The 11,134-nt window shown below is 67.5% G+C and carries 10 protein-coding genes and 1 pseudogene; 10 read left to right on the top strand and 1 reads right to left on the bottom strand.

From position 1 onward, the window contains the following. Positions 1-322 (bottom strand): annotated as a pseudogene (locus FKP22_RS10430) (hypothetical protein); the annotation flags it as partial. Positions 323-957: 635 nt separating this feature from the next. Here FKP22_RS10430 and trpE point away from each other — a divergent pair. The 10 genes from trpE (at position 958) to FKP22_RS10480 (ending at position 10,999) form a co-directional block, all read left to right on the top strand. Next, positions 958-2,433 carry an anthranilate synthase component I gene (gene trpE / locus FKP22_RS10435; protein ID WP_141287432.1) on the top strand — a complete coding sequence of 492 codons (1,476 nt, stop codon included), beginning with the start codon at positions 958-960 and terminating at the stop codon, positions 2,431-2,433. A gap of 257 nt (positions 2,434-2,690) precedes the next feature. Next, a complete protein-coding gene (locus FKP22_RS10440) occupies positions 2,691-3,689 on the top strand; it encodes an AraC family transcriptional regulator (RefSeq protein WP_170200838.1) in 999 nt (332 codons plus the stop codon). 333 nt (positions 3,690-4,022) lie between these two features. Continuing rightward, on the top strand, positions 4,023-4,550 hold the full coding sequence (locus FKP22_RS10445) for a DUF6160 family protein (RefSeq protein ID WP_141287434.1): 528 nt from the start codon (positions 4,023-4,025) through the stop codon (positions 4,548-4,550). Positions 4,551-4,688: 138 nt separating this feature from the next. Then, complete coding sequence (locus FKP22_RS10450; RefSeq protein ID WP_141287435.1) at positions 4,689-5,468, top strand: hypothetical protein; 780 nt, start codon at positions 4,689-4,691, stop codon at positions 5,466-5,468. 38 nt (positions 5,469-5,506) lie between these two features. Then, positions 5,507-6,361, top strand: a complete 855-nt coding sequence (locus FKP22_RS10455; protein ID WP_141287436.1) for a hypothetical protein — start codon at positions 5,507-5,509, stop codon at positions 6,359-6,361. Between the two features lie 30 nt (positions 6,362-6,391). After that, on the top strand, positions 6,392-6,832 hold the full coding sequence (locus tag FKP22_RS10460) for a hypothetical protein (protein WP_170200839.1): 441 nt from the start codon (positions 6,392-6,394) through the stop codon (positions 6,830-6,832). 45 nt (positions 6,833-6,877) lie between these two features. Then, the gene (locus FKP22_RS10465) at positions 6,878-7,645 is read left to right on the top strand and encodes a C39 family peptidase (protein WP_141287438.1); all 768 of its coding nucleotides are present in this window, start codon (positions 6,878-6,880) and stop codon (positions 7,643-7,645) included. Positions 7,646-7,647: 2 nt separating this feature from the next. Next, the gene (locus FKP22_RS10470; protein WP_231010047.1) at positions 7,648-8,751 is read left to right on the top strand and encodes a transporter; all 1,104 of its coding nucleotides are present in this window, start codon (positions 7,648-7,650) and stop codon (positions 8,749-8,751) included. Further along, positions 8,751-10,364 (top strand): OmpP1/FadL family transporter, encoded by a 1,614-nt coding sequence (locus tag FKP22_RS10475; RefSeq protein ID WP_141287440.1) that lies wholly within the window; start codon positions 8,751-8,753, stop codon positions 10,362-10,364. Before FKP22_RS10470 ends, FKP22_RS10475 begins: the two co-directional genes overlap by 1 nt. A 23-nt stretch (positions 10,365-10,387) precedes the next feature. Next, a complete protein-coding gene (locus FKP22_RS10480) occupies positions 10,388-10,999 on the top strand; it encodes a DUF2059 domain-containing protein (RefSeq protein ID WP_141287441.1) in 612 nt (203 codons plus the stop codon). Positions 11,000-11,134 lie beyond the last annotated feature (135 nt).

The raw sequence follows: 11,134 nt of genomic DNA on the forward strand, positions 1-11,134 counted from the left end.
TGGCCGGTTCCTTGGTGGCCAAGGCCGGTGCCGCAGTGGCCTGCGGGCGCGGGGGCGCTGGCGGCGGGGCCTTGGCGGTTTCCTTCGCCTGCTCCTTGGCAGGCTCGGCGTGCATCTTGATCCAGTACATCGGCCGCGCGGCTTCGCGCTTGACGCGGTCGCTCATCTCGAAGCCTGGCGGTGGCGCCAGGTCGTCGTCGGCGGGGGCAGATGCCGCCGCAGCGGTTTTGGCAGTGGAGGCCGGTTTGGCCGTCTGGGCAACAGCAGGCAGGCCTGCCAGCAATGCCACCGACAGGCAGGTCACAACGACAGCAGAGTCCATCTTTGTTATTCAGCCAACGGGCCGGCTGCGGAGATCGTCCGCGGCGCAGCGGGTTCAAGAAACGGCCAGGGGTGGGGCCGACAACTCGGGAGGCCGGCAAGCCAGCAGGGTCAGGGTAGCCAGATGCCCAGCAGCGCGGCGAAACATTCAGGTTCAGGAAGGGTGCGGGTCTCCGTTCTGACGTTGATCATGACTGGTGCGCCGATGCGAGGCGGTCAGCCTGGGGTGCTCATGAATGCTTTGCGGGCCGCTTTGTGAGCGACTGTGACAACCAGTGTCGCAAAGCGTTTCGCGGCCTGTCCATGCGGACGGACCCGTGCCTGGCGCCGTTGCGCGCTGCGTTCCAGCCCCGGTTCGCGCCGGGGGCGCTGCTACACTTTGGCCCATGTTCACCTCGCGCAAATGGATGGCGTCGTCTCACGACCGGGGAGCCTGGCCCTGGCGCCGCTCGACCTGAGCCTCGTTTGCCGTTTGCCCGGTCTGCATTTCGCAGCCGGCTCCCTGGGCGGTGCGTGTGCACCGCCTCGCCACCTCGGCCCAATTCTTAGCACGTATCGTTCCAATCGTTTGCATTGGGTCAGGTGTGCGCATGCGGTGTTCGCATGCACGAGCTGGGCAGCCAGGAGAACTGATCCGTGATCACCGAACTTGAATTCAAGAGCCTTGCCGCCGAGGGCCACAACCGCATCGCGCTGATTGCCGAAGCCTTTGCCGACCTCGAAACCCCGCTGTCGCTGTACCTGAAACTGGCCGGCGGCCAGGCCAACAGCTTCCTGCTCGAATCCGTCGTCGGCGGCGAGCGTTTCGGGCGCTATTCCTTCATCGGCCTGCCGGCGCGCACGCTGCTGCGTGCCACCGGCCTGCGCACCGAAGTGGTGACGGACGGCGAAGTCATGGAGGTGCACGAAGGCAATCCGCTGGACTTCATCGCCAGCTACCAGCAGCGCTTCAAGCCGGCGCTGCGGCCCGGCCTGCCACGCTTCTGCGGCGGCCTGGCCGGCTACTTCGGCTACGACACGGTGCGCTTCATCGAGAAGAAGCTGGCCGACACGAACAAGCCCGGCGGCCTGGACACGCCCGACATCCTGCTGCTGCAGACCGAAGAGCTGGCGGTCATCGACAACCTCTCGGGCCGGCTCTACCTGATCGTCTGGGCCGACCCGTCCAAGCCCGAGGCTTACTTCAAGGCGAAGAAGCGCCTGGGCGAACTGGCGGACAAGCTGAAGTACAGCGTGACCGCGCCGCCGGTCAAGCGGGGCCCGAGTTATGCGGTGGAGCGCGAATTCGACAAGGCCGACTACCTGGCCGCGGTGCTGAAGGCCAAGGAGTACATCGCCTCCGGCGACATGATGCAGGTGCAGATCGGCCAGCGCCTGAAGAAGCGCTACACCGAGAGCCCGCTGAGCCTGTACCGCGCGCTGCGTTCGCTGAACCCGTCCCCGTACATGTATTTCTATGACATGGGTGACTTCCAGATCGTCGGCGCGTCACCGGAAATCCTGGTACGCCACGAGCACAGCGAGCAGGGCGAGAAGATCGTGATCCGCCCGATTGCCGGCACCCGCCCGCGCGGCGCCACGCCCGAGCTGGACCAGGCGCTGGAGACCGAGCTGGTCAACGACCCGAAGGAGCGCGCCGAGCACGTGATGCTGATCGACCTGGCGCGCAACGACATCGGCCGCATCGCCAAGACCGGCTCGGTCAAGGTGACCGAGGCCTTTGTGGTCGAGCGCTATTCGCACGTGATGCACCTGGTCAGCCACGTCGAAGGCCTGCTGAAGGACGGCATGAGCAACCTGGACGTGCTGCGCGCAAGCTTCCCCGCAGGCACGCTGACCGGGGCGCCGAAGATCCGCGCGATGGAGATCATCGACGAGCTGGAGCCGGTCAAGCGCGGCATCTACGGCGGCGCCTGCGGCTACCTGAGCTTTGCCGGCGACATGGACGTGGCCATCGCGATCCGCACCGGCATCGTCCAGCGCAACACGCTGTACGTGCAGGCGGCCGCCGGCGTGGTGGCCGATTCGGTGCCCGAGATGGAATGGCAGGAAACCGAGGCCAAGGCGCGCGCGCTGATCCGCGCCGCCGAACTGGTCGAAGAAGGGTTCTGACGGCCCCCGGCCTGCCGCGCAGCGGCAGGCCGTCCCCCGCGCCACGGCAGCGCGGCGACGTGGCAAATCCGCAAGTTTGTTCACGCAGGCGCGGCATCACGGGTTCGTTCGCATGGCAGCGGGTGGCGCATCGGTTATCGTCACGCCTTGTAATCGCACGACCGTGCTTTTTTACCGTGCGCGCCTGCCAGTCCCCGTCCGAAGCCCCGTCAAAGCCTGTTGTCCGCCGGTGTGCCCTGCCCCGGCCTGGAGGGAGCATGAACACCATTCCTTTGCGCCAGCTCAGCGCCTACCGGGCCATGCTCGATGGCTTCTCGCGCTTCGGCATGGACCTGGACACGGTGTTGATGGGCACCGGCCGGCTGCGCTCGCTGGATGACGTGGTGCCGCGGGTCGACCTGGCGGACCTGTTCGACACGGCCTGGCGTGCCGCCGTGGCCCACACTGGCGACGACGCCATCGGCCTGAAGATGACGCCGCGCCAGCCCATGCTGGGGCTGGGCAGCATGGCCCACCTGGTGATGGCGGCCGACGACATCCGCTGCGCACTGCAGCAGTTCTCGCGGTTCACCGGCGTCATCTCGCCCACCACCTCGGTCGGGCTGGAGCTTGGCCCCGAACGTTGCCGCGTCACGCTGCGGGTTTCGCCTGGCCACCAGCCCGCGGCCCAGCAGCGCTACGACTTCATGGCCGCCACGCTGCTGCAGGGCTTCTTCTGGGTCTGCGGCCTGCAGATCCGGCCGTTGGTGGTGCACCACCCGTTCCCGGCGCCGGCCGATCCCGGCCCGTGGCTGGAAGCGTTTGGCGCACCGGTGATGTTCGGTGCCGGCGAGTTCTCGATGGAGTTCCCGCAAAGCATCCTCAGCCTGCCGGTGCCGACGGCCGACCCGTCCATTGCCGACCTCAGCGAGCGCCTGGCCACGCGGCTGCTGGAACAGCAGGGCGGCAGCCTGGTGGCGCAGGTGCGCCAGGTGGTGAGCCGCCAGCTGCCGCGCGGCGACCCGCGGCGCGAACAGGTGGCCGCCGTGCTGTGCATGAGCGAGCGCACCTTGCAGCGCCGGCTCAACGAGGCCGGCACCACCTTCCATGAGCTGGTCGACGACACGCGGCGCGAGCTGGCCCAGCGTTTCCTCGACAGCGGCGGCGCCACGCCGACCGAGATGAGCTTCGCGCTGGGCTTCTCCGACCCGAGCAACTTCTACCGCGCCTGCAAGCGCTGGTTCGGCCGCAGCCCCGGCGATTACCGGCCTTCCTGAGCCCGGCTTGCCTTGTTGATGCGCGGCGACCTTCGGGTCGCCGCGCTGCATTTGGGCCGCCGCCAACACCCGGTGCGCGGCCATTCGGAGCAACCCTCTAGGGGCCTTCCCGCATGGTCGCTGAAGCCATGAGCTTGGCCCAGGCAGTCAGTGCAGCAAAACCTGCGAATGCCGAACATCCGCTCCGCGATGCAAACCTGCGCCGCTCGACCACTGACTCCCGCATCCTGGGCGTCGCGCCACCGGCACAACCGGTGCGGCAGTCGGGCAGGGCCGGCAGGCATCGGCGACAAGTGAATTTCACAACCAAGCATTCATTCCTGGAGACATCCCATGACATTCGCACTGCGCACCCTGGCCCTGGCCGCCCTGTCCGCCCTGGCTTTCTCGGCTTCGGCCATGACCTCGATCGATGACGAAGCCCTGTCGGCCGTCAGCGGCCAGGACGGCGTGACCATCGCCGGTGACCTGAACATCAACATCGGCTCGTTCAAGTACACCGACACCGATGCCAACGGCGGCTCCGTGTCGTTCAACAACATCGGCGTGACCGGCATGTTCGTGATGACGATCGACATCCTGAATGCCGCGACCACCGAAAGCGCTGTCGCCACGTCGATGGCCAAGTACGTCGGCGCCGCAGCCCCGACCGAAGCGGCCAAGCTGGTCACCAGCGGCATCTATGACGGCGCCACCGATGTCGTGCAGTTCGCCTTCCCTGACGGCGGCCTGGATCACAAGCTGGCCCCATCGGTGACCGTTGCCTCCATCACGATGGGCAACAGCACGAAGTCGTTCGGCTCGATCGCGCTGAACAACATCGACATGCAAGGCAGCAAGTTCTGGATCTACGCGCACTGAGCTGCGGCCTGAGAACCCCACGCCAGGCCTGTCTTCTGCCGGTCGCCTGACGTGTTGTGCCAGCCCCGCGCCGCTGCCAGGCGACGCGGGGCTTTTCTGCCCTCAGTGTTTGCAAAGCTGTTCCCCGAACCTTCCGCCATGCGCCGCCTGCTGACCTGTTTGACGACCGCCTTGCTGGCGGCATGCGCACTGCCGGCCGCGCACGCCCAGGGCAAGCTGCTGGACGACGAAGCACTGTCCGAGACCTGGGGCCAGGCGCTGATCACGCTGGACAACACGAGTTACCTCGGGCTGGACTTCACCCGCCTGACGCTGGACGCCGACATTCGCCTGTCGGCCAACTTCAACAACCTGCGGCTGGGCGAATACAGCTGGGCCGCGCGCAACGGCACTGGTGCCGACATCGACATCGGTACGCTGCACTTCGGCCGCAGCGACGCCACGGCGGCGCAGACCACGGTGAGCATCACCCACCCGTATTTCGAGTTCGTCACCAATGGCGCGACCAAGGAAGTCGTCGGCATGCGGCTGGGCTTTGGCGGCATCAGCGGTGACATCGGCCTGACGATGAACGCCGTCAGCGGCAGCCTGCTGATCGACGCCGGCAGCGCCGGCAGCATCGACTCGCGCAACGACACGCTGGGCGGCAAGCGTTGGGACGGCACGACCTGCATCAGCACGGCGACCTGCACCGTCGCGCTGTCGCAGATCGGTGGCGTCACCGCCGGCAATGCAGACGGCGCCAGCCGCGACTTCTTCCTCTCGGTGCTGAAGCAGTCGGTCAACTTCCCCACCGTCAACACCGCCGTCGGCGCGCCGGACACCGCGCTGGCCGGCCTGTGGCTGAACTGGCGCGACCGGCTGACGGCCATCAACACCACCGGCACCGTGCCGGTCAACACCGGCAAGGGCCCTTGACCGTGGCGGCGCGCAGGGCAGGGTGGTACCGAACGCTGGTGGCAGCGTTCGGCGCAGCGCTGGGCCTCGTGCTCGCGCCGCCCGCCCTTGCGCTGCAGCCACTGGACGACGGCGCGCTCTCGCGTGTGGCCGGCGGCGATGGCTTCAATTTCAACCTGCAGGACTTCTCGCTCTCGGGCAAGCTCAGCTTCACCTACACCTCGCCGGCAGGCGCATCGCTGAAGTTCGGCGACCTGGCGATCTCGCGCTCCGACGACCCGGACCACAGCTTCGACGACCCGTACAGCCTGTGGATCGAACGGCGCGGCGGCGGCCTGGCCGACATGGTGGTGCTGAGCCAGCCGCTGAACACCGCCGGCCTGCAGCGCTGGCAGTTCGCGGGCGACTTGAGCGTCAATGCCAGCGACCTCACGCACGATCTGGGCGCGCTGGTGCTGCAGGACCTGGCCTTCTATGGCGGCGGCCTGCAGCTCAGCACGCCGACGCAGGCGGACGTGTCCACCGGCATCGGCTTTGGCCTGTCGCTGCGGGCCGAGCTGGGCGCGCTGGTGCTGCGCCCGCTGGGCCGAGTCAACGCGAGCGAGGAGCTGCGCCTTTCGGGTCTGCGCCTGGGCGCGGTCGATGCCAACGGCCAGTTCACCCACCAGCCCTGGGCGCTGGCCGATGTGACGACGCAGCCCGGCCTGCTGCGCGCCATCACCGATGAAAAAGGCCCGGCACTGCAGTTGCTGGTCGACTGGAACACGACGGCAGACGGCGCGCCGCGCGCTGGCCTGGCGATTGACAACATCCGCTTCACCAGTCCGGTGACCGGTGTCACCGACCTGGGCAGCAGCCGCATCGGCAGCATGCAGATCAACTTCGTCGACATCCGGCTGCGGCCCGGGTCCTGAGCCATGCGCTGGCAGTCGGCTTTCGCCCTCGTGACCCTGCTGTGGCTGGCTGTGTCCGTGCACGCGGCGCCGCAGCCGCTGGACGACGCGGCCTTGTCCGAGGTGAGTGCAGCGGGCATCGGCCTGGGCGTGCACCTCGAATTGAACTCGGGGCTGCTGAGCGGACAGGCCATGCAGCCCAATCTGGTCGTCGGCTTTGGCGATGCGCTGCAACCGGTGTACCTGGTGATGCACGGCCTGGGCGGCATCATGGACCTCTACAACATCACGCTGAACCTGCGCCGCCACGCCGACGGCAGCGACTACCTGGACCTCGGCCTGCCGGGCTTTGTCGGCTTCGAGCAGTTCGGCGTGCGCGCACTGTCGGTGCAGACCGATCCGCTTGCCGCGCCCGGCGCCGGCAATTTCGGCAGCCTGATGCTCAATGGCGCCGGTGCCATGACCGGCCATGTGCTGATGTGGGCGCGCTGAGCCGCCCGCCCTGCCTGTCTTCCCGCCTTTCCCTGGACCCTTCCCATGTGGACCATTCTTCTCGGCGTCATCGCGTCGGCCATCACCGGTGCTGGCGTCAGCTCCGAGGTTGAGCCGCAGGACCGGCCGGCCAACCAGTTCGAGCTGCCGATGCAGGCGGTCGGTGGCGGGCCGGCGCCGGAGTCCGTCGTGATGCGGCCACAGAGCGAGTTCAAGTTCGAGAACATCGTCCACCAGGCCTATGACTACAGCTGTGGCTCGGCCGCGCTGACCACCGTGCTGCGCTACCACCTCGGGTATCCAGTGACCGAGCAGCAGTCCATGGAAGGCATGCTGAAGTTCGGCGAGAGCGACAAGATCATTGCCCGCCGCGGCTTCTCGCTGCTGGACATGAAGCGCTATGTCGCCACGCTGGGCAGCAACAGCGCCGGCTTCAAGGCCGAGCTGAGCGACCTGGCGGCGCTCAAGGACCCGGCCATCGTGCCCATCGACTACGCCGGCTTCAAGCACTTCGTGGTCTTCCGCGGCCTGCGCGGCGGCAAAGTCTTCCTCGCTGATCCCGCCGCAGGGCACATCGTCTTTTCGCAGGAGGACTTTGCCCAGCTGTGGGACCGCAACACCTTGTTCATCATCTATCCGCCGGCCAGCGTCAGCTCCCTGCCGCGTGCGCTTGCGCTCAGCGATCAGGAAATGGGCGTGATCGACATCGACCGGCTCCGTGATCCTGCCGTGCTCGACACGATGAACCACCGCGAAGCGCTGGAGCGCGCGGTGCAGGCTGGATTCGGCAATTTCTTTTTCCGACGTCAATGACCATGCGTTTGCATTCACCTCTCTCTCCCCTGGCCGCCGCTGCGGCCCTCGCGCTGGCCATTGGGCTGCCCCTGGCCAGCGGCCTCGCTTGCGCGCAGAGCCAGTCTCCCGCACCGCCCGGGACCGAAGCCGGCAAGCCTGCGCCGGTGCCGCCACCCGCAGTGCCGGACGCCGACGCCGCGCGTGATGCGCTGAAGGCTCGTGAAGGCGACATCAACCAGGCCACGCTGCTGAAGGAGACGCTGTCTGCCGCCGACAAGCAGTACTCGCTGCTGAAGGCCGGCCAGGTGTCGGCCACCTACGACCTGAACTACTCGTACATCGGCACCGAGACCATCAACGCCAAGTTCACCGACAGCACGCTGACGCTGTTCGAGATCCAGAACACCCGCGCCCACACCATCACCAACACCGGCTCGGTGGACTACGGCCTGCTGGACAACCTGACCGGCAGCTTCACGCTGCCGCTGGTCAGCCGCTATTCGCAGAGCACCGATTTCGGCGGCATCTCGCACGGCCTGGGCGACATTTCGCTGGGCCTGCGCTGGCAGCCGTTTGCGCTGCACCGCGACGGCCCGACCTACACCGGCAGTGCCTCGCTGCGCCTGCCCACCGGCCGCAGCCCGTACACCACCATCGTGGGCCAAAACGTGGCCACCGGCTCGGGCAACACCGCCATCACGCTGGGCGGCAATGTCTCGCAGGTGCTGGACCCGGTGGCGCTGTTCGGCTCGCTGAACTTCACCTTCAACCTGCCGGCGCGCAACCTGAGCCAGGAGCGCGACGGGCTGATCCTGACCGAGGTGCGGCCCGGCACCTCGGTGGGCTTCGGCTTCGGCTTTGCTTATGCACTGTCGTACAAGGTCTCGACCACCATGTCGCTGCAGGAGACCATCTCGGCGCGCAGCAAGCTGAAGTTCGTCACCGACGATGAGGCGCGCACCACCAGCTCCTCGCTGACGGCCACGCAGACCTCGGGCATGCTGAACTTCGGCCTGGGCCTGCGCGTGTCGCCCAAGACCACGGTCAACGTGACCGTCGGCGTCGGCCTGAGCACCGATTCGCCGGACTTCACGCTGGGCCTGAACATGCCGCTGAGCTTCTGATGAGGGCCGCGCGTCTGTGGCGGCGGTGCGCTGCAGCGGCCGGCGCTGGGTTGTGCCTGATCCATTCGGCGGCCCGTGCTTCGCTGACCGAGAACCTGGCGGTCAGCCCGGCGGCCATGTCCATGGGCAATGCGGTGACCGCCGATCCGCACGGGTTGGAAGCGGTGCACTTCAACCCGGCGGGGTTGAGCAAGCTGCAAGGGCACACCCGCGCCGACACGGTGTTCGGCGCGAGCATCCGCATGACCACCTCGTTCCACCAGCCGGACGGTTTCGATGTGGGCGGCTTCAAGGAGGATCCGCTGGACGGCACCGTCAGCGCCCACAACCGGCAGGCCATCTTCCTGCCGATTGCCGGCGTGCCGAACTGGCGCATGCCGATTGCGGTGGCGGCCGGCCTGGGCCTGGCGTTCAACCAGCCCGGCTCGCCGTGGACCTTCGCCACCAGCGTCTACATCCCGCAGGCGGTTGGCATCGACCGCACCAAGAACCCGGACGACCCAGCCCGCTTCGACGGCCGCAAGGTGGTGATCCAGCGCCTGGTCTATGCCTCGCCTTCGGTGGCCTACAAGGTGTCGGACACCTTCAGCGTCGGCCTGGCGATCCCGATCGCGCACCAGGGCTTCGCGCTGGACACCGACATGCGCTTCCCGAACAAGCTGATCGGCATTTTCGGCAAGCTGCAGGAAGCCTGGTGCGGCGACAACGGCAACCCCTTGGACGCCTTTGCCTTCGGCCTGTGCGGCGGTGGCAAGGAGGGCCGGCTGGACCCGTTCAAAAAGGCCGGCAACATGCGCTTCGAGGCCACCGCGCCGGCAGACCCGACCTTCAACATCGGCCTGCTGTGGGAACCGCAGGACTGGCTGGGCTTCGGCGCGGTCTACCAGAGCGGCTCGCGCACCGTGCTGACCGGGCGCTACAACTTCGAGGCGGAGCCGATGTTCCGCAAGTTCGTCGAAGGCATGTATTCGTCGCTGCTGGGGCCCATCGCCGCGGCCACGCTGGGCCTGCCCACGTCCATCCCCGAGAACCAGTCCGGCAACGTGACGCTGGTGCTGCCGTTTCCGGCTCATGCGCAGCTGGGCTTCAAGGTCAAGCCCATCGACCGGCTGCAGTTCAACGTGGACGCCAACTGGACCGACTGGTCGCAGTGGGACAAGCTGACCTTCCAGTTCGACAAGCAGGTCAAGCTGCTGCAGATGGCGCGGCTGTTCGGCCAGGCCGACTCTTCCAAGCTGGTGATTCCGCGTGGCTACAAGAGCAACATCCACTACGGCTTCGGCAGCGAGATCACGGTGACCGACAAGCTCAAGCTGCGCTTTGGCTACGAGCCGCGCAAGAGCTCGATCCCGACCGACAAGCTGGACCTGATCGCGCCGCTGCCCGACATGAAGGTGCGCAGCCTGGGCGTGAGCTACACCACCAGCGACGGCACGCGCTTCGACATTGGTGCCAGCGTCGCCAAGGGCCGCTACAAGGTGCCGGCCAACGCCAGCTGCAACCTCAACTGCACCGATTTCTTCAACGTCATCTACAACCCCTACGCCGGGCTGGACGTGCAGGGCGAAACCGTCCTGCGCTACGGCGGCGTGACGATGACGCATCCGTTCTGAGCCTTCCTTTCCCCGCTCCTGTCATGACTGCTTCCGCTCGCCTCCTCACCACGCTGCGCCTTGGCGCCTGCGCGCTGCTGTTCGCCACCACCTTCTCCAGCCAGGCCGCTCAGACCGCCGCGCCGCCCGCGCCGCCCTTGCCGGCCGTGGCCGACACACCGGTCTCGCCCGCCAAGCAGGCGCTGGTCGACCAACTGCTGACGCTGTGGCACCCGGAGAGCGTGGCGCTGGTGATGGTGCAGCGGCCGGCGGCCGACGCGGTGCAGCAAAGCCGCATTGCGATGCAGGGCCGCGTCAGCGCCGAAAAGCAGGAGGCGACGATGAAGGCCATCTCGGCCGATGCCCAGCGCTACATCGACGAGGCCACGCCCATCGCCCAGGCCGCTGCAGCCAAGGCCGTGCCGCAGACGGCCGGCAAGATGCTGGCCCAGCAGTTCAGCGAAGACGAGCTGAAGCAGCTGATTGCGCTGCTGCAATCGCCTGTGAAACACAAGTTCGAGCAGCTGGTGCCGCAGCTGGAGCGCGCGGTGGGTGACAAGGTCGCCACCGATGCTGGCCCGCAGGTGCAGCCCAAGCTGGACACGATGAAGCAGGCCATTGCCACCAAGCTGCGCACCGCGGCGATGGTGCCCTGAAGGCCGTGATGCGCACCGCTCTCGCGCGCGCCGCCGGCCTGCTGACCCTGAGCCTGGCCATGGCAAGCTGCGGCGGTGGCACCGGCGGCAACACGCCCACGCAGCCAGACCCCGGCACCACCGACCGCGGCGTCC

Origin of the sequence: Ideonella azotifigens, assembly GCF_006519715.1 — a bacterium.
GTDB classification, from domain to species: Bacteria; Pseudomonadota; Gammaproteobacteria; order Burkholderiales; family Burkholderiaceae_C; genus Ideonella; species Ideonella azotifigens.